Raw genomic sequence first — 18,337 nt, 5'->3', positions numbered from 1 at the left:
AGTCATGTAGCTAAGGCTCGTGCGAAGCGTCGCAGGCTTGGCGGCCCTTCAAGAAGACCTGCCGCTCCAACCGAGTTCCCGATTCGAGTTCACCGTCGATGTGGCCAGCCTGGGGCTGGACCCCGGTCTCGTCGAAGCCGTCGCCAGTCAGGGGGCCCTGTGTTTCCTGGATTTCGAGGCTACAGGCCTTGATCCCGCCACCGACGAGCTGATTGAGGCCGGAGCGATCCTGATCGAGCCTGGCCAGCGACACGCCCGGGTGTTCAACTCGCTGGTGCATACGACGCACGACCTTACTCCTTTCATCAAGAGGCTCACAGGAATTTCGCAAGAAGATGTGAACGGGGCACCGCCGTGCACCGAAGTGGCCGCCGCTCTCGATCGATTCATCGGTAACGCGCCAGTGGTTGCACACAATGCGTCATTCGAGAAGACCTGGCTGAGCCTCGCCGTAAATCCGCGATTTCACCAGCACCGCTTTCTCGACACGGTCGAGCTGCTCGCGCTCGTCTATCCCGACAGCCCCAACATGAAGCTCGATACGTTCTGCCGCGACAAGCTCGGGCGCGGTGAGCGGCATCGCGCGCTCGACGATGCGCTCGACATGATGCGGGTCGTCATCGGGCTGATCCACGAATCGCGCGCGGGGGCTCCCGCGGCGGCCAATGCGGTCGCGGCGCTGGTCCACTTCCATCCGACGTCGCCATGGCGGGACCGCCTCGAGCGCATCATCGGCTTCACCGTCGCCGAGCGTGCCGACATCGCTGTTCCTTCACCTCCGTTCAACGACATCGTGCTCGAGCCGGTGCCGTTTTCCTGGGAGGCCATCGCTGCACGCCTCTCCGACCTCGGGCAGGCGCGACGGGTGCTGCCCGAGTACGAGCTGCGTCCCGGACAGCTCGAGTTCGCCCGCCACGTCTTCGACTGCTTTGCCGCCGACAGCCACGCCACCATCACCGTCGGCGAGGCGGGAACCGGCATCGGCAAGACGCTCGCGTATCTGGCCGTCGCCATTCCCTTCGCCCGCCACAGCGGGCGGCAAGTGGTGATATCCACATCGAGCAAGCTGCTGCAGACGCAGCTCCTCGAAAAAGACATTCCCACGGCTTCGCGCCTGCTCGGCCACGGCGACCTTCGCTTCACGGTGATGAAGGGCCGCGCCAACTACGTGTGCCTGCGGCGACTGGACCGCTTCCTGGAGTCACGCCAGCGTCACGGGCCTGCCGGCGACCCCAACGAAGCGTTCGCCACCGCGCTCATCGCCGCATTCTCGACCAGCGCCACGCACGGCGAGATCGATCGCGTACCGACGGTGCTCTACCAGCTCAATCCGATGTTCGAGCGCTTCGCCCGCGAAATCACCAGCGCCGACGCCGACGAGTGCCGCCGGCAGACGTGCGAGACCACCGGCGGTCACTGCGTGTTCCGGTCGGCGCGCCACCGCCTCGAGGCTGCCGAGATCGCCGTCGTCAATCACGACCTGCTGCTGCGCTGGCCGCCCGACTACCCGCCGCTGCGGCACCTGATCCTGGACGAGGTGCACGAGCTGGTCGACAAGGCCGACAGCGCGTACGCACGCAGCGCCGAGGGCATCGAGCTGGCACACCGGCTCGAGGAGATCCTGGGGCTGCGCGGCGGCCAGCCGCTGGCCGACGACGACGAGAGCACATACCGGGCGCAACGCGCGCTGGCGCTCGTCTCCGCCGTCGGAGAGAACGCGCGGCGTCTGGCACGCGGCGAGGGCGGCGAGCCGCAGTTCCAGTTCGGCCGCGACGAGCTGCTGATCCCGGCCGATGGACCGGGCCCCGAATGGAAGGAAGTGATCGATGCCGCTCTCGACCTCGCGCGTGAGCTGCGCTGGCTCGCGGGCCGCTTCGGCGCCGGCAAGGATGACGCCGACAGCGCCGGCGCGCGCCTGCGCGAGGTGCTCGAAGAGTCCTCGGCCGTGCTGGATCGCGCCCTGCCCTATCCGAAATCGGATCTGTACGTCTTCCGGCTGCGCGGACTGGCGCGCGCCAATGCCGTCGCGTGGCGTTTCGTGGCCACGCCGGTGCTACCCGGCGACGACTTCCGCGAGAGCGTGCTCGAACGCGCCGACACCCTGTTCGCCACCAGCGCCACGCTGGCAGTGGGCGACGAGAGCGACGGGGCTCTCCGCGAGCTGTGCCTGCGCAAGAACGCCGGCCAGCGCTACCGCGTGGCGCCGCCGGTGCCCAGCCCCTTCGACTACGAGAACAACCTCGAGGTCTTGTTCATCGCCGACGCCACCGACCAGTCGGCGCTCGTGGACCGGATGGTCCGCGCCACCACCGTCATCGCGCGCAAGCTCGGCGGGCGCACGCTGGGACTCTTCACGAGCCGCGACCGCATGATTCGCGTGGCGGATCTGGCCAGCAACACGCTCGCCGCCTCGGGCATCAACGTCATGATGCCCGCTGCCGGCAACAGCGATCCGCACGAGCTGGTGCGAAGCTTCATGGACAACCCGTCCTCCGTGCTGCTCGGCGCGCGCAGCTTCTGGCAGGGCATCGACATTCCCGGCGACGCCTGCCAGGCCGTGGTCATCGAGAAGCTGCCGTTCGACGTTCCCGGCGACCCGCTGCTGCAGCGACGCGCCGAGCTGCTCATCGGCCGCGGCAGCCGCGTCTTCGGCGACTACCAGATCCCGCGCATGCTGCTGCGCCTCAAGCAGATGATGGGACGCCTGATCCGCACGCCCACGGATCGGGGCATGATCGTCATCGTGGAGCCGCGGGCGGACAAGCCCTATTTCCGCCGCATCGTCGATGCGCTGCCGATCGGCTCCCGCTATCGGCTCGTACGCCTGGAAGACCTCGAAGCGGCCATCGACGATTTCCTCGCACGAACGCGGCGGACCTGAGTCGCCGCGGCCGCGCGCAAGTGCGCGCAGCACTGCAGCTGCCGCGTCATCGACGGCGCGACTCCAGTTCCTCCCACACCATGCGCGAGATCGTCGCGATGAGCCGGCCCAGCTCCTGCTGATCGCGGCCCTTGGTCATGACGCACAGCAGGTAGGGGTTGTCCGGGAAATAGATGACGCCGCAGTCATGCAGATGTTGGGAGCCGTCGGGCATGGTGCGCTCGCCGAACTTGTTGGCGACCACCGTACCTTTCGGCAGACCCGCCACCAGCCCCGCCCCGAAGTACGACTCGGCCAGCCAGCCGAGCAGCAGGTCGGAGGCGTCGGCGTCGAGGTAGGAGACGTTGTAGAGGAGCCGGAACAGCGCCGCGTACACGCGTGCCGTGACGACCTCTTCGTTGATGTTGCGCGGATTGATGACGCCCAGCTCCTGGAAGGTACGCAGAATGTGGGCGCGCCCGTCGGGAACCACGTTGCTGAGGTAATCGACCAGCGTGTAGTAGGAGAGGTTGTCGGAGAACACGATGGCGTTGCGGGCGAATTCGGCGACCGTGTAGCGCTTGCCTTCCTCCAGCTTGACCGCCGGCACGTCGCTCTGCTTCAGCTTCTCGAACTGGTCGAGACGTGCCCTGCGAAACTCGATCTCGGTATCCAGCAGGCCGGGCATGGTCTCGTTGAGTGAGAACAGTGCCATCACGAGTGGAAGCTTGAGCAGACTGGCCGGCGCGAAGTTGATGCTTTCGTTGATGCCCCATACCGGGCCGCCGCGCAGGTCGCGGAAGTAGACGGTGGCAACGTGGAGGCCGCCGGCAGCCTGGTCCTTGGCGATGATGTCCTGCACGCGCGCGGTCAGCTCCGCATAGGACGTCTTGCGGATGACGGGCGGGGCGCCGCAGGCATGATCAGGATTGATGTAGAGGTAATCGTTGCAGCCCGGGTCGCCGCCGCTCCAGTGGCTGCCGACGCCGCCGATCAGCAGGCCAACGACGAATGAGAGAGGGATCCAGAGCTTGTTGGCAGGCATTGCAACCACGTCAAATAACTTCGGCTCGCGCCGCCAGCAATTGCGATCGTGGTGCGATCCGGCGTGAACGTACAAATGCCAACTTTCGATGGACGCGCACGCGATGCCGCCGAATACCCGCCGGCGTGTCAGGCGCCGGGGCCCTGGTGCGCGGGAAGCAGAAGATCATTGAGCGTCTTGACCGGATGGAAGGTCTGCGCCGGAACGGCCACGAACAGGGTGTTCCAGCCCGCCATCGCCCCGTTCCAGAGGCCCGGGCGCTCGAGCGAACGCAGCGGCCGCCCGTCCTGCGACTTCTCCGCGATGAACACGGCTTCGTGGTCGACGTAACGGGCCAGATCGAGGCGCTCGCCCTTCCAGTTTCGCGTCGTGCAGACCACGTCGACCGGATTGAAGTACTTCGATCCCTCGAGCAGCGCGCGCTGAACCGGGTCGTTGCGGTCGACCTGCGAGACCTCGACGATCTGCGCGCTGACGTTGCCGTGCGCGTCGCGGACCCAGAACGGCCCGCCACCGGGATTGGTATCGGAACTCAGCATTCCGCAGACGCGCAGCGGCCGGCCGAGCCGCTCCAGCGCCAGCTCTCGCCGCTGCGCGGCGCTCGCTCCTTGCGGCGGGTACGCGCCCAGCTCCTTTTCGAGCATCTCCAGCGCCGCGTCGACGGCGCCGGAATCGCCGGTCTCGATGGCACGGCCGCAGCGCGCGAGCTTGTCGCGCAGCTCGAGCAGCACGCCGGCGAGCACGCGCTTCCACAGGCTCGTCAGCGGCTTGAGTGCATCGACCGTGACGTTGTCGATGTTCTTGATGAACAGGATGTCGGCGTCCACCTCGCCGAGATTCTCGATCAGCGCTCCATGCCCGGCGGGACGGAACAGCAGCTTGCCGCTGCGATCGCGGAACGGCGCGCCCGACGGGTCGACGGCGATGGCGTCGGTGGATGGCTTCTGATGCGAGAAGCCAACCTCGTATCGCACGCCGAAGCGCTGCTCGTAGCGGGGCCGGACTCGCTCGAGCAGCTCGCGAAAGCGCTGCTCGTGCTCCGGCGAGACGGTGAAATGGAGTCGGCACACGCCGCCGCGGCCTCGGGCGTACATCGCCGCCTCGACCAGGTGCTCTTCGAATGCCGTGCGACGCTCGCCGCCATCACGATGGAATACGAGCAGTCCTTTGGGGAGGCCGGCGTACCCGAGTCCATCATCCGAGAGCAGGGCCGACAGCAGCGCCGGCAGATCGCCGGCTGCAAGCTCCTCCGGCGTCGCCCCGCGGCGGGCCACCAGGTCGCGCAGATCCTCGTAGAGCGCCAGGCGCGGAAGGTTCTGCACGACTTCGAGCGTGGCCTTGGCATCGCCGCTTCCGGCGCCCGCGAGCGCGATCAGATCATCGAGCGTCTTGGCGCGCTCGTCGGCGGCGGTGGCCAGCAGGGCGCGGAACATGCGGCTGGCCGCGCCGGAGGCGGGCACGAACTTGGCCACCGCAAGCTGCTCGGCCGCGCGGTCGTACTTCTGCGCGTAACGCTCGGCCTGCTCATCGCCCAAACAGAGGATGCCATCGCCCGGCGTGCACATGCGCTCCAGGCGGGCCGGCGGCGGCGGCGTCTCGTAGAGGCGCAGCTGCTCGAGCGCTGCCTCCAGCGCGATGCCGTGGGCGGATAGGTCGGCCAGATCTCCGGCGGTGAACGGATGCGCGCTCAAGAGAGGAGGTACGGCGCCGTGCCGTCAGCTCAGGACGGGACCCCGCCGTGCACCATCTTCTCGAGCTCGCCGCTCTCGTAGAGCGACATGACGATGTCGCAGCCGCCGACGAATTCCCCGTCGACGTACAGCTGGGGGATGGTCGGCCAGTTCGAAAACTGCTTGATGCCTTCGCGCAACATCGGGTCCTGCAGCACGTCGTAGCTTGCGAACTCGGCGCCGACCGCCCGCAGCGCCATGGCCGTGCGCTGCGAGAACCCGCACTGCGGCATGTTGGGAGTCCCCTTCATGTAGAGCACGACGCGGTCCTTTTCGACCTGGCTCTGGATCTTCTGGAAGATGTCTTCGGCCATAGGCTTCGTCCTTCTCGGATCCCGATCGCTCAGTCTTCCGTCTCGATGTCGGAGACGAGCTCCTGGCGATATTGTTCGGGCGTCAGGGTGCGCAGGGCCAGCGCGTGAATGGCGCGCCGCATGTTGTCGCCGAGCGCGCCGTAAACCATGCGATGCTGCTGCACGAGCGACTGACCGGCGAACGCAGGCGATACGACGACCACATCGAAGTGGTCCCCACTGCCATGCGTGTCGACCACTCTCACCTCCGAATCGGGGATGGCCGATCGGATGAGCTCCTGGATGCGCGCTGCCTCCATCCGCCGAAGATTTCTCCGGCAGCGCCCGATTGCAAGACGCGCGGCATGCCGTTGGAGCGGTCGCGACGAATCACCGAACGCCAGCGCCGCAGACGGCCCGCTCGGCCCGGCCGCTCATTCGACGTAGCCGAGGGCGCGCAACGCCTGCAGCGATTCCTTGTCCAGCGGCACCTCGTTGTCCGGCACGGGCGTGGCCTGGCGCCATCGCTCCAGCTCCGCATCGTAGAGCTCGGCCCGCCGTTCGACGTCGCCCGCTCGGGCGGCGCCCGCGTCAGGCGCCGCGGCGCCGGCGCCGGCATCGCCCGCCGGCGCAGGCGGCGGCGATGCAGAAAGAGGTGTGATCACGTCGGGCTTGCGCAGGAGGTCTCGCACCTCCTTCGGGTCATCGCGCAGGTCGTAGAGCTCGCGCCGCTTCTCGTCGGGGGCCGTGATGTATTTGCTGTCGCGCTGAACGACCGCCGTCATCTCGCCGCGCACGACCTTGCCGCGCACTTCGTTGTTCTTGTAGGCGCGGCGCTGGAGGAAGATCAGCCGTCCCTCGTCGAGATCGCCGAACATGTCGTCGCCCTCGCTGATCGCCAGCGGCGCCGCACCGATGGCCGAAAGGATCGACGGCGCCACGTCCACGAGCGACACCGGCGTCTCGACGACGCGGCCTGCCGGCAGGTGCCCCGTCCACCGCGCCACCAGCGGAATTCGCACCGCCTCCTCGTACAGGTTGATGCCGTGGGACTTCCAGCCGTGGTCGCCGAGACCTTCGCCGTGGTCGCTGGTGACGATGATGAGCGCGCCAGCATCGCCGGCGGCACGCTCGAACTCGTCGACGATGCGGCCGAGGTGGCGGTCGGCGTAGCGAATCTCCGCGTCGTACTTGCGGATGATGCTGGCGACGTCGTGCGACCAGCCGCCGTCGAACTTCTCGGGCGCACGGTACGGGAAATGCGGGTCGACGAAATGGACCCATGCGAACACCGGCTTGTCGTCGTGGCGTTTCTTCAGCCACGCGATGAAGCGATTCGCCGTCGCTTCGGCGAGCCGGTCATGCGTGATGCCGCCGTTGCGGCGACCGAGCGACGCCTCCTCCTCGAGAAACTCGTCGTCGTAGACCTGAAAGCCCTGATCGAAGCCGAACTTGGAAATCACCGGGTAGGAGCTGACGAAGCCGGCGGTGGCGTAGCCCTGCTCGGCCAGCGCCTCGGCGATGGTCTGCGCATCGTCGGCCACCACGTGCCCGTTCTTGAGGACGCCGAGGCCGCGGAAATGGCGCCCCGTCAGCAGCGCCGCATGGGACGGCGCCGTGGTGGCCGACGGCGCGTAGGCGGCGCGGAAGAGAACGCCCGATTGCGCCAGCCGCGTCATCACCGGCGTCGTGTCGGGGCGGTAGCCGTAGGTGGAGCAATGGTCGGCGCGCAGAGTGTCGATGGTGACGAGCAGGACGTACGGACGCACCGGCTCGCGCCGGCACCCCGCCGCAGCCGCCCCAAGAAACGCGGCCAGTACGGCCAGACTCAGCAACACCCGCATGGATTTCCCCCGGCACGGATGCTTTACTCGATGCCGTCAGCAGCCGAAACCGTCGGGCTTGCACGCAATCCTGTGTGCGCGCGCCGTGCCGCCGCGAGGACGCGAGACGACCCTGCCGCGGCGAGCCGGTACTACCTGACCCGCATGACCGATCCGACGAATCTTGCGCTGTCCGGCCTCGACCGCTTGAGCGAGCTCAAAGATCGCCTGCTGTCGTGGGCAAGCCCGGAGCGCTCGTACATCGCCGATGCCCTGCGGGTGGCGGCGCTGAAATCCGGCGATCGCTTCCTGGACGTCGGCTGCGGCAGCGGCGAGCTGCTGGCGGCAGCGGCAACGCGCGAGCCTGGCGCGCTCCTGTATGGCGTCGACCCCGACGAGGACGCACTCGAGCTGGCTTCGCGAAAGATCTTCGGGACGCTGCGGCCGGTGGAGCTGCACCAGGCGGTGGCCGAGGCGCTGCCGTTCGAGTCCGATTTCTTCGACGTCGTCGCCGCCACGCTGCTTCTGCAGGGCATGCCCGTGTCGCTGCGGCACGAAGTGCTGGCCGAGTGCCGGCGCGTGCTGCGCCCTGGCGGCCGCCTCATCGTCGCCGACTGGATCGGCGAGCCCGAAGGTCTGCACGCCCTGCTCGCCTACCCCACCGATCTCGTCCGCCGCTACGTCTTCTCCCAGCGCCGCCCGATGAACGTCGTCGAGAGCCTCAAAGCGTGCGGCTTCTTCCCGCCCGAGCTGCGCGGCACATTCTCGACCGTACTCGGCACGATCGAGCTTCACGAGGCATACAAGCCCCTCCACGGCTGAAAGCCACCACCACGAACGCGGGCGCAAGCGACGGCCGCTATGCGCGTCCCGTCTACGGCCAGGTATCCATCGGACGCTTGCGATCGTAGGCGGCGGCGACCTGCAGAATCAGGTCGTCGCGGTGACGGGGGGCAATGATCTGCATGCCGGCGGGGAGGCCGGCGTCGGTGAAGCCGGCTCGCAGGCTGGCTGCGGGGTGGCCGGAGAGGTTGAACGGGTACGTGAAGGCCACGGCATGCAGTGGCGAGTCGAGCGGCTCACCGTCGACCTGGGACGGGAATGGCCCGGCGGCGCCGAACGCTTCGGTCGGCAGTGTCGGAGTGACCAGCAGATCGAAGCGGTCGAAGAGGCGCCACAGCACCTCGTTCAGCTCGTGCCGTTCGCGCTGGATGTCGCCGAGTTGCAGTGGCGTCAGGTGGCTGGCTGCCAGCGTTCCATCCCAGAAGCTGCGCCCGAGCTCGTGCTCCTTGCCGGCGACCTCGCGCGCCAGCTCGGCGTACAGCTCGGCGCCGACGGCGAAGGCCCAGCCGCGGCCGAGATCGGGGAAGACGGTGCTGATTTCCTCGACGTCGTGCCCGAGCGACGCCAGGACATCCAAAGCGGCCCGAACCTCGCGCAGGACGTCGCCCTGCACGCGCGCGTAGCCGAGGTCGCGGCTGAACGCGATGCGAAGATGCGGCAGCGGCTCCTCCAGGCACTCGACGAACGAACGCTGTGGCGCGGGCAGAGAGTCGGGATCGGCAGGATGGTAGCCGGCGGTGACGTCGAGGAAGAGCGCGGCATCGCGTATGCTGCGCGTCAGCGGCCCGTAGTGCACCGTGTCCATCCAGTGCAGCATCCGGCGCGGCTCGGGGCCGAGCGGGATGCGGCCGAAGGACGGCTTCATGCCGAAGGCACCGACGTAACATGCCGGAATGCGAATGGAGCCGCCGCCGTCGGACGCCGTCACCAGCGGCACCATGCGCGCCGCGATCGCGGCCGCCGAGCCGCCGCTGGAGCCGCCAGGCGTGCGCTCCGCATTCCAAGGGTTGCGCGTGGTGCCGAACACCCGGTTTTTCGTAAAGCCGGTATAGCCGAACTCCGGCGTGTTGGTCTTGCCCACGATGATGGCGCCCGCTGCACGCAGCCGCGCCACCTGCACCGAGTCCTGCGGCGCGATGTACTCGCGAAAAACCATCGAACCGAAGGTGGTCGGCAGGCCTGCCACGTCCTCGAGGTCCTTGACGCCGGCAGGCACACCGGCCAGAGGCCCGACGTCGTCGCCAGCCAGCAGCACTCGCTCCTGGATCCGGGCCTCCTCGAGCGCCCTTTCCCTGCAGACGTGAACGAAGGCGTTGAGGCCGCCATCGACCTCCTCGATCCGCCGCAGGCTGGCCTTGACGGTCTCGACGGGCGAGACCTCCTTACGCCTGACCAGGCCCGCGAGCTCGTGCATGGAAAGCTGCCAAAGGTCGCTCATCGAATCCTCCGTGGCCGCCGCTTGGCGGCGCGAGACTACTGCGCGAAAGCCCTATTGCAAGGCGGCTCCCACCCTCATAGTTTGGGGCCGCTTCAGCTTCGGGGGGAGAGCTGCAATGTTCGAGTCCGGTCAGGGTTTCCGTTCATCGCGATGGGTGCAAGGCTGGCGCCGCCTGCGGCGCGTCCTTGCCGGCGCCTCGGCCGGCATCGCCGTCGTGGCGTGCGCGGCTCCGTCTCAGGCCGCGCTCAATCCGTTGGCAAGCCGAATGAACACGGCCAAGGCGCTGTGGAAGGTCGCCACCGACGCCGCCACGGTGCGACACGAGTGCGAGACGCTGATCGAGAACGGCACTCTGGCATGGACCGTGGACTGCTCCGAGGACCCCGTGGCACTCGGAGGTGCCGGCACGGGCGATGCCGCGATCGATGAGGCGCTGCAGACTGCGCTGACGTCGCGCTCGGGCAGCTACCTCAATCTGCGGCTCAACGGGACGCCCGAGGACCACGGCGTCGATGCGTTGTGCAGCCCGCGCAGCAACGACTGGGCCGAGATCGATGTCTGCTTCTACCAGCTCGCACTGGCCGATTCGAAAGAGCTGCTGGCACTGACGTTCTTCGACGAGGAACGCGTGGTGTCGTCTGACGAGATCGCCTGCCGCCGCGCTCTCGGCAACCGGCTGCGCTACAACTACCGCCGGATGATCAAGAACCGCGCGACGTGCTTCAAGCGCAACGGCCTTCTCGGAAGCGGCGCCTTCGCCGAACGCTACGACTGTCTGGCGCCGGCCGTGCCGCCCTCGCGCGGACGCTCCAGCACCGGCCTCGTTTCCACCGACAATGCCGTGAGCAAGAGCTACAACGGTTTTGCTGCCGGCGTCTTCGCCGACTGCCCCGATTATTTGGCCGGCATCAATTTCCCTGCGCCGCTGACCGATCCCACCGGCGGGGTGTTCGGCCGCACCGATCTTGCCCAGGTCCTGCTCGAAGCCCTGACCTGGATGACCGACGACATCGTCAACCGGCTCTACGCGGGCCCCGCCCACTGCGGCGACGGAACCATTCAGGCCGACATCGGCGAGGAGTGCGACGACGGCAATCGCACCAGCTGCGACGGCTGCGACTACAACTGCACGCTGCCCACGTGCGGGAATGCCGTCGGCTGCGCCGGCTCGGAAGAGTGCGACGATGGCGACGACGAGAGCGGCGACGGCTGCTCGCCCACCTGTGACCTCGAGTATTGCGGCGACGGCACCATCCAGGAAGGCCTCGGCGAAGTGTGCGATGACGGCAACAACTCGCTGGGCGACGGCTGCACGCCGAACTGCGAATTCGGCGGCTTCTGACCGCTGATACCGTCCTAAACGCTCATTTCAGGCCTCCGGCGGCTCCTGAAGCGTCCAAGGGTGTCGCAATGACCCGAGCGGATTTTTTGACGGTTTCGCAGAGCCCGACCTTGCTGGCCGGCATCGGCCCCTCTAGCCTGATCTCGAAAGCCGGGGTGGGCGCGGTTCAACACCGGAAAGGGAGCAGACAGTAGTCGCAGAGAGGAAGCAGATGAACGAAGCCCCGCACCGAATCAGGACCCCTCACGGAAGAGGCGAGGCGGATGCAGCCGCAATCATCGGCATGCTCGCCATTGGCGTGCTGAGCACGATGATCGCCCTGGTCGTCAGCGTTCGTTTCCTTGCGAGCGTGCCGCCGATCTTCGCCGCGGCCGTCGTATTCTCTCTCGTCGTTTTCGCCATCATGTGCGGAGCGGCATTCCTCCGCCGGGACACGCGCGTGCAAGCGCATCACCCGCCGGTCCTGGCGATGCGGCGTCCGCGCAGCGTGCGCGTCCGCTAGCCCGAGCTTCCTGTAGAGCCGGTCGTCGCGGAAACGCGGCGGCCGGCCACCTGTCTCGCCTTCCGTCTTGCCCCGCCTTCAGATCTTCAAGTCCGCAACGACGGGGCAATGATCCGATCCCTGCACATCGTCCCAGATGGCCGCGTCTCGTAGCAGCGGGATCATCTCTTCGTTGACGAAGTAGTGATCGATGCGCCAGCCGAGATTGCGCTCGCGCGCACCCGGCCAGTAGCTCCACCAGGTGTAGTCGCGCTCCTCGGGACGGCGCCCCTCGTACAGATGGGCAGGATGGAAATGACGAAAGACGTCCACCCAGCCTCGGTCGACGAACCGGCGCAGGGCGTTGCGTTCCTCGGGGAGAAAGCCCGTTTGCCCCTGGTTCTCCTTTGGCCGGGCCAGATCGATCTCTTCCAGGGCCGTGTTCCAGTCTCCGGTGACGATGACGTTCTTGCCCTCGGCGCGCTCCTCCTCGATCTGCTCGAGCACGCGCTCATAGAACTCGAGCTTGAATGCGAGTCGCTGCGGGTCCGGCCCGGCCGCGGTCTGCCGGCCATTGGGGAAGTAGCAGTTGTACAGCGTGAAATCGCCGTGCTCGGTGATCAGCACGCGCCCTTCTCCGCGCTCGAAGTCCGTGCCGGGCGTGACGAACAACGGTTCCGCCCTGCAGAAGGTGGCCACGCCGCTGTACCCGGCTTTTCTGGCCGGGTTCCAGTGCACCGTGTAGCCGAGGCTCCCGAAGCGCTCGAGCTCGGCCACCGGCATCTGCTCGGGAGTGCACTTGACCTCCTGCAGGCACAGGATGTCGGGACGCTCCCTCTCCAGAAAATCGCAGAACCCCTTCTTGATGACGGCCCGGATGCCGTTGACGTTCCAGGTGATGATTCGGGTCAAGCCACCAGCCTCTCGATGATGCTCCGTGCGGTCTCCCGAGCCAGGCGCCGGATGTTCTCCTCATCGAGGATGGCGACCGGGTGCGGAAGATACACGACTTCATAGGCAGGCATGCCCAGCAGACGCGACTGGTCGAGTGCCTCGTCCACGAAAGCCTCGGTAGCCACCGCCACGGTCGGGATGCCGCTCTTCTCCAGGCGAACCACGTCGTGCACACTGCACGACACGCAGGATCCTCAATCGGCCAGCGCCTCGACGACCGCGTCGCTCCCGGCCCGTACGCGCTCGAGCACGTCCGCGGGCGCCGGCCGCGTGAACGTCGGCTTCTCCATCTGCGTGACGATGGCGCCGTGGTCGGTCAGCAGGCGGCCGAGCTCGTCGAGGAACTCGGCGGATTTGGGCTTGCGGATCGACAGCATCGTCACTCGCTTGCCGGCAAGCGAGGACAGGCGGGGCGCATGCTCGACCGGTTCCGTGCTGCGATCGTCGAAGGGGCTTACGTATTCCTGCATCTCACACCTCGTCGATGAGCCGGCTCGTCATCGAGGAGCCGAGCCCGAATCCCACCCACGGCGCGAGCACCGCGGAAAAACGGCCGGCATCGCCGCCGGCGACGACGAGAACGATCTCGTCGGCGCTCGTCCATTTGGCGATCATGGCCTCGTCGTCGAGCATGGCGGTGAAGGGGCCCTGATCGCCGGTGCGGATGTCGCCGGCGCGACGTTTGGAAGCCTCGACCATACGCGCGGCGACCTCGCGCTTGCCCCAGCCGGCGCCCGCGAAGGTGGCGGCGTGCTCGGGCGAGAGCACGAACACGGTATCGGCGGCCAGCGGAAAGAAATGGGGCGAGAACGCCGCGGCGCCGGCCAGCGCCAGTGTGGTCAGCACCTGCTGCGGATCGCGGCTGTAGTGATCGGAGACGGTGGTGGGGCCGTCGGCGGCGATGACGGTGACGACGCTTCGTCCCTCGGGCATGCCGCGCGTGACCGACAGCGGCTCCCACGGACTGGCTTCTTCATTCTCGCCGAAGCACAGACTGATCTTGCCCGGCTGACCCATCGTCGCACGGTCGAGCGAGCCGGGCCTGCCACGGCCGGTCAGGCCGATCATCAACCGGATTGCGCGGCCGATCGTGGCGTTGGCTCTGTTCCAGCCGCCCAGACAGTTGATGCCGCAGTTGATGCCGATCCTTGCGCGCACGGGTCCGTTGATCATCAGGACCGGGCTGCACGAGTGCGTGGTGTTGGTGACGCCGTGAACGTTGAACGCCGGATCCAGCACCGCTTCGGCCGCGGCCTTCACGGTCGGAAAATAGCTTGGGTGGCATCCGGCAAGCACGGCGCAGGCCGCAAGCCGCTCCAGCGTCAGCTCCCCCATGCCCGGCGGCACCGCGCCCAGACTGACGCTGGCATCGTAGTCGCCGAGCATGCGCCGTACGCGCGGCCGCGTCGGCGGCACCACCGGCAGGCCGTCGGTCCAGCCGCGCTCGAACATGTCTTCGATCTCGTCGAACCCGGCATCCGTAGGGCACGTCGCGCGAAGCTCCGCGCTCAGCGTGTTCTTGGAGCCGCAGCCGGGCTTGGTCTCCGGGCTCGGCGGCCATGCGGGGTCGCCGCGCACGGAGAGGCGTTCGAGCAGCGTCGTCCATTCGGCGCGGCTCCATCCCTCGAGCGACCATTGCACGCGGCCGTCGCGGTCGATCAGGAACGCGCTCGGCACGGCGCGCAGGCCGAACGCTTGCGAGACGGTGTACGGATCGGGCTCCGACAGCGCGGCGAAGCCGGCGCCGCAGGCGTTCATCGTTTCCCGCGCCACCGGCACCGGATCCTCGTGCACCGCCAGCAGCGTCGTACCGGCGGCTTCGACGGCGGCAGAAACGGCCGCCAGCCGCTCGAGCGTCAAGCGCGAGGTCGGACAGTCGGCTTCCACGAAGACCAGTAGGACCGGGCCGCGCTCCCGCAGCGAGTCGAGCGTGACGACGCGGCCGCCGCGGACATCGACGAGATCGAACGATGGAGCGATGTTGCCGGCTTCGAGCACGTTGCACGTTCCGCCGATGCAGCCCACGCAACGATCGGCGAAGCGGCGTGCGTGCGGCGCGGCCCGATCTTGTCCCGCTCTCCCGCGCGTGAGTCAACATCGCCGGATGCACGCGTTGACTCCCTTGCAGCGGAAGGGTCTAACAAGAAGAGGGTTGAGCCGCGTCCTGCTGCACTTCCAGGGCGCGCCATCGAATCGAGGACTTCATGAGCAAATCCAGCCTGCCTCCCATCGCCGACAGCTTTCCGCGCTCGCGCAAGGTCTACCACAGCGAGCAGATGCCCGTGCCTTGCCGCGAGATCTCGCTGTCGGGCGGTGAGCCGCCGCTGCGCGTCTACGACACATCCGGACCGGCCGAGCGCGACGTCGCGCGCGGGTTGCCGCCTCTTCGCAAGCCGTGGATCGAGAAGCGGCTGGCCAGCGGCGACCGCAACATGTCGCAGATGCACTGGGCACGGCGGGGAGTCGTCACCGAGGAGATGCAGTTCGCCGCCATTCGCGAGAACGTCGATCCGGAGTTCGTGCGCGCGGAGATCGCATGCGGCCGCGCCATCCTGCCTGCCAACATCCGTCATCCCGAGCTGGAGCCGATGGTGATCGGGCGCAACTTCCTGGTGAAGATCAACGCCAACATCGGGAACTCGGCGATCCGCTCTTCGATCCAGGACGAGGTCGACAAGCTCCTGTGGGCCACCCGCTGGGGCGCCGACACGGTGATGGATCTTTCCACCGGCGCCGACATCCACCAGACGCGAGAGGCCATCATCCGCAACTCGCCCGTGCCCATCGGCACCGTGCCTATCTATCAGGCGCTCGAGAAGGTCGCGCGCGCCGAGGACCTCACCTTCGACATCTTCATGGAGACGCTCATCGAGCAGGCCGAACAGGGCGTGGACTACTTCACCATCCACGCCGGCGTGCGGCTGGCGTACATTCCGCTGACTGCCAGCCGCCTAACCGGCATCGTCTCGCGCGGCGGATCGATCATGGCGCAGTGGTGCCTGGCGCATCACAAGGAGAGTTTCCTCTACGAGCGGTTCGACGAGATCTGCGAGGTGATGAAGAAGTACGACGTCAGCTTCTCGCTCGGCGACGGCCTGCGTCCTGGCTGCATCGCCGACGCCAACGACGAGGCGCAGTTCGCCGAGCTCGATACGCTCGGCGAGCTGACGCTGAAGGCGTGGGAGCACGACGTGCAGGTGATGATCGAGGGACCGGGGCACGTCCCGATGCACCTGATCCGCGAGAACATGGATCGCCAGCTCGCCGTCTGCCACGAAGCGCCGTTCTACACGCTCGGGCCTCTGACGACCGACATCGCGCCCGGCTACGATCATCTGACCTCGGCCATCGGCGCGGCGATGATCGGCTCCTATGGCACCGCGCTCCTGTGCTACGTGACGCCCAAAGAGCACCTGGGCCTGCCCGACCGCGAGGATGTCAAGGCCGGCGTGATCGCCTACAAGATCGCCGCCCACGCCGCCGACCTGGCCAAGGGGCATCCGGGCGCGCAGGACCGCGACAACGCCCTGTCCAAGGCGCGCTTCGAATTCCGCTGGGAGGACCAGTTCAACCTCTCCCTCGATCCGGAGACGGCGCGCGAATTCCACGACGAAACGCTGCCGGCCGAGAACGCCAAGCACGCGCACTTCTGCTCGATGTGCGGCCCCAAGTTCTGCTCCATGCGAATCACCGAGTCGGTGCGCGAGTACGCGCGCCAGCGCGGCGTGGCCGAGGCGGCGGCGGTCGAGAAGGGAATGGAAGAGAAGGCGCGAGAGTATCGAGACATCGGCTCGCCGGCGCCCGACCGCGTCAGCGTGCAGTAGCGGTCCAGGCGCCGTCCATCACCATTCGCGCGCACGCCAGCAGTGACGGACGGCGACCTTTCTCAGAAGCACGCGACGTCGGGATTGTTGCCGCTGGAAGTGCAGGTGCCGACCGAGCTGAGCTCGACCGTTCCCTCGATGATGAGCTTGTTGTCGATGGCCGAGGTGCTGCCGTACGAACGGATGGCCATCTGCGGCCCCTTGATGCTGCTCTCGGTCAGCGTGCTGTCGCCGCTGGAGCCGCTCTCGGCGAGCAGGCCCAGGCCGCCCTCGGTCTTCACCTTGGTCAGCGAGATCGAGATGTCGTCGTAATAGCGCGCGGCGATCTGCCCGAGCGTCGAGATGCGCGAGTTGCTGATGTTGGCGGAGGACGATCCTTCCAGCACGAGGCCTTCGTCGCTCTTGGACGACAGCTTGATGTTGCCCAGCACGAGCGGCCCGCCGCCGATGAGCCATGCCCCGCCGTTCTTGATCTTGACCTTGCTGTTGGTGATCGAGCGCCCGCTGCCGTTCGTTATCCAAAGTGCAGTCGGGCTGTCGGCCTCCGCGGTCAGCTTGGAATCGTCGAACGTGACGGGACCAGCCGTCTGGACGCGGATGCTGCCGGGTGTCTGCAGCGAGCTCGCGGCCACGGCCACTCCGCCGCCGTTGCCGAAGGTCAGGTCGGTCCCCTCGAGGTCGGAGCCGTCGATCGTCACCGCGCCGCCCATCCACGTGACCGGCCCCGTCTCCGCGGCCAGCGAAGCGTCGTCGAGAGTGGTCGTGCCGCCCAGCCCGAAGTCGATCGAGCCCATGGCGTCCAGCTTCGTGCCCTGAACGAAGAAGTCGCACGCGCCCCAGACCCGCGTGTTGCCGCCGGGCGACGAGAAGCTGGAATCAACCAGGTTGCATGTCCTTTGGTAGGCGCCTTGCCCGAAATCGATCGCGGAGCCGCCGCCGAGGGCCTCGACACGGCTGTCGAGGATGTCGTAGGAGCTGGCGCCCCAGAACTTGATCGATCCGAGCGAGACCAGCGTGCTCGAATCGATCGTCGTGGAGGTGGGCTGAAAGGTCGGCGTGAATCCGGGCGCCAGCCTGATCTCGGTCTCCGACGACAGCTGGCTGCCGACGATCTGTCGCAGCCCGCCGGGGCCGCCGATGACGAGCTGACCGAACGCCGAAATCGCGCTGCCGTCCACCAGCAGATCGCCTTTGGGCGGGATGTTGATGCCGCCTGCCACGGCGACGATCTTGCTCTCCGCAATCGTCATCGGCCCTTCCGAGTCGAGCGTGATGCCGTCGGCGCCGGAGGAGGAAAGCTTGCTCTTGGTGATGGACACGGACGATGCGTCCCCCTGGAGGCGGAACGTGCCTGCCGTCAGCTTGACGCGGTCCATTGTCAGCGCGAAGCCGGCATCGACGCTGACGGTGCAGTCGCCGGGGATCTGGACGGCGCCGGAAATCTCCGTGTCCTGGCTGACGAAGATGGGGCCCGGGCAGGCACCGAAGAATTCACCGGCGGTCACCGCAACGGCATGGGCTGGAGTGGCGGACGCCGCGGTCAAACCCGCCAGGGTGATGGCGAGGAGCAGGACGCGAAACTCCTGAAACATGAAAATCCCTCCCTTGATCTGCGGCTGTCCCGGCGCACGGTGCCAGGTCCGAGAAAGGCGCCGATGAGAATGCGGCGACGCCGTTAAGTCAATGCGTGGCGGCCGCGCACCA

General features: G+C 67.4%; 16 protein-coding genes. 5 read left to right on the top strand and 11 right to left on the bottom strand.

Annotated features, from left to right (window positions below; translation table 11 throughout):
• Positions 1-37 precede the first annotated feature (37 nt).
• Positions 38-2,881, top strand: a complete 2,844-nt coding sequence (locus tag VEC57_12890) for a helicase C-terminal domain-containing protein (protein HYC00022.1) — start codon at positions 38-40, stop codon at positions 2,879-2,881.
• A 46-nt stretch (positions 2,882-2,927) separates the two neighbouring features.
• On the opposite strand, the gene VEC57_12885 is transcribed toward VEC57_12890, so the two are convergent.
• The 5 genes from VEC57_12885 to VEC57_12865 form a co-directional block, all read right to left on the bottom strand.
• On the bottom strand, positions 2,928-3,905 hold the full coding sequence (locus tag VEC57_12885; protein HYC00021.1) for a serine hydrolase: 978 nt from the start codon (positions 3,903-3,905) through the stop codon (positions 2,928-2,930).
• Between the two features lie 128 nt (positions 3,906-4,033).
• Entirely contained in the window at positions 4,034-5,596 is a 1,563-nt protein-coding gene (locus VEC57_12880; GenBank protein ID HYC00020.1) for a DUF4301 family protein, read from the bottom strand.
• Between the two features lie 29 nt (positions 5,597-5,625).
• On the bottom strand, positions 5,626-5,949 hold the full coding sequence (gene grxD, locus VEC57_12875) for a Grx4 family monothiol glutaredoxin (GenBank protein ID HYC00019.1): 324 nt from the start codon (positions 5,947-5,949) through the stop codon (positions 5,626-5,628).
• 29 nt (positions 5,950-5,978) lie between these two features.
• Positions 5,979-6,248, bottom strand: a complete 270-nt coding sequence (locus tag VEC57_12870; protein ID HYC00018.1) for a BolA family transcriptional regulator — start codon at positions 6,246-6,248, stop codon at positions 5,979-5,981.
• Between the two features lie 114 nt (positions 6,249-6,362).
• Entirely contained in the window at positions 6,363-7,763 is a 1,401-nt protein-coding gene (locus VEC57_12865) for a sulfatase (protein HYC00017.1), read from the bottom strand.
• A 153-nt stretch (positions 7,764-7,916) separates the two neighbouring features.
• Between VEC57_12865 and VEC57_12860 the strand changes: the two genes are divergently transcribed.
• Entirely contained in the window at positions 7,917-8,573 is a 657-nt protein-coding gene (locus VEC57_12860; GenBank protein ID HYC00016.1) for a methyltransferase domain-containing protein, read from the top strand.
• 52 nt (positions 8,574-8,625) lie between these two features.
• On the opposite strand, the gene VEC57_12855 is transcribed toward VEC57_12860, so the two are convergent.
• A complete protein-coding gene (locus VEC57_12855) occupies positions 8,626-10,032 on the bottom strand; it encodes an amidase (GenBank protein ID HYC00015.1) in 1,407 nt (468 codons plus the stop codon).
• A gap of 115 nt (positions 10,033-10,147) precedes the next feature.
• On the opposite strand from VEC57_12855, the gene VEC57_12850 reads away from it, so the two are divergent.
• Complete coding sequence (locus tag VEC57_12850; protein ID HYC00014.1) at positions 10,148-11,374, top strand: DUF4215 domain-containing protein; 1,227 nt, start codon at positions 10,148-10,150, stop codon at positions 11,372-11,374.
• Positions 11,375-11,657: 283 nt separating this feature from the next.
• The gene (locus VEC57_12845; protein HYC00013.1) at positions 11,658-11,876 is read left to right on the top strand and encodes a hypothetical protein; all 219 of its coding nucleotides are present in this window, start codon (positions 11,658-11,660) and stop codon (positions 11,874-11,876) included.
• 78 nt (positions 11,877-11,954) lie between these two features.
• On the opposite strand, the gene VEC57_12840 is transcribed toward VEC57_12845, so the two are convergent.
• From VEC57_12840 to VEC57_12825, 4 genes are read right to left on the bottom strand one after another with little or no spacing between them, the layout of a single operon-like run.
• Entirely contained in the window at positions 11,955-12,767 is an 813-nt protein-coding gene (locus VEC57_12840) for an exodeoxyribonuclease III (GenBank protein HYC00012.1), read from the bottom strand.
• Entirely contained in the window at positions 12,764-12,994 is a 231-nt protein-coding gene (locus tag VEC57_12835) for a hypothetical protein (protein ID HYC00011.1), read from the bottom strand. The genes VEC57_12840 and VEC57_12835 overlap by 4 nt, the downstream gene beginning before the upstream one ends.
• 9 nt (positions 12,995-13,003) lie before the next feature.
• The gene (locus VEC57_12830; GenBank protein HYC00010.1) at positions 13,004-13,279 is read right to left on the bottom strand and encodes a hypothetical protein; all 276 of its coding nucleotides are present in this window, start codon (positions 13,277-13,279) and stop codon (positions 13,004-13,006) included.
• 1 nt (position 13,280) lies between these two features.
• Positions 13,281-14,834 carry a redoxin domain-containing protein gene (locus VEC57_12825; protein ID HYC00009.1) on the bottom strand — a complete coding sequence of 518 codons (1,554 nt, stop codon included), beginning with the start codon at positions 14,832-14,834 and terminating at the stop codon, positions 13,281-13,283.
• 179 nt (positions 14,835-15,013) lie between these two features.
• Here VEC57_12825 and thiC point away from each other — a divergent pair, with 179 nt between their 5' ends.
• Entirely contained in the window at positions 15,014-16,633 is a 1,620-nt protein-coding gene (gene thiC, locus VEC57_12820; protein HYC00008.1) for a phosphomethylpyrimidine synthase ThiC, read from the top strand.
• A gap of 62 nt (positions 16,634-16,695) precedes the next feature.
• Here the strand turns inward: thiC and VEC57_12815 are convergent, their stop codons facing one another.
• A complete protein-coding gene (locus tag VEC57_12815) occupies positions 16,696-18,225 on the bottom strand; it encodes a right-handed parallel beta-helix repeat-containing protein (GenBank protein HYC00007.1) in 1,530 nt (509 codons plus the stop codon).
• Positions 18,226-18,337 lie beyond the last annotated feature (112 nt).

The sequence above is a fragment of the Candidatus Limnocylindrales bacterium genome, assembly GCA_035626395.1.
Lineage (GTDB): Bacteria > Desulfobacterota > Binatia > UBA1149 > CAITLU01 > DASPNH01.
Note: the sequence above shows the minus strand (reverse complement) of the source record. Positions and strands in the feature narration are given on the sequence as shown.

Excerpts from the sequence above, each read along its gene's own strand:
- VEC57_12885 (HYC00021.1), bottom strand. The coding sequence starts at position 3,905 with ATGCCTGCCAACAAGCTCTGGATCCCTCTCTCATTCGTCGTTGGCCTG.
- grxD (HYC00019.1), bottom strand. The coding sequence starts at position 5,949 with ATGGCCGAAGACATCTTCCAGAAGATCCAGAGCCAGGTCGAAAAGGAC.
- VEC57_12870 (HYC00018.1), bottom strand. The coding sequence starts at position 6,248 with ATGGAGGCAGCGCGCATCCAGGAGCTCATCCGATCGGCCATCCCCGAT.
- VEC57_12860 (HYC00016.1), top strand. The coding sequence starts at position 7,917 with ATGACCGATCCGACGAATCTTGCGCTGTCCGGCCTCGACCGCTTGAGC.
- VEC57_12855 (HYC00015.1), bottom strand. The coding sequence starts at position 10,032 with ATGAGCGACCTTTGGCAGCTTTCCATGCACGAGCTCGCGGGCCTGGTC.
- VEC57_12850 (HYC00014.1), top strand. The coding sequence starts at position 10,148 with ATGTTCGAGTCCGGTCAGGGTTTCCGTTCATCGCGATGGGTGCAAGGC.
- VEC57_12845 (HYC00013.1), top strand. The coding sequence starts at position 11,658 with ATGCTCGCCATTGGCGTGCTGAGCACGATGATCGCCCTGGTCGTCAGC.
- VEC57_12830 (HYC00010.1), bottom strand. The coding sequence starts at position 13,279 with ATGCAGGAATACGTAAGCCCCTTCGACGATCGCAGCACGGAACCGGTC.
- thiC (HYC00008.1), top strand. The coding sequence starts at position 15,014 with ATGAGCAAATCCAGCCTGCCTCCCATCGCCGACAGCTTTCCGCGCTCG.
- VEC57_12815 (HYC00007.1), bottom strand. The coding sequence starts at position 18,225 with ATGTTTCAGGAGTTTCGCGTCCTGCTCCTCGCCATCACCCTGGCGGGT.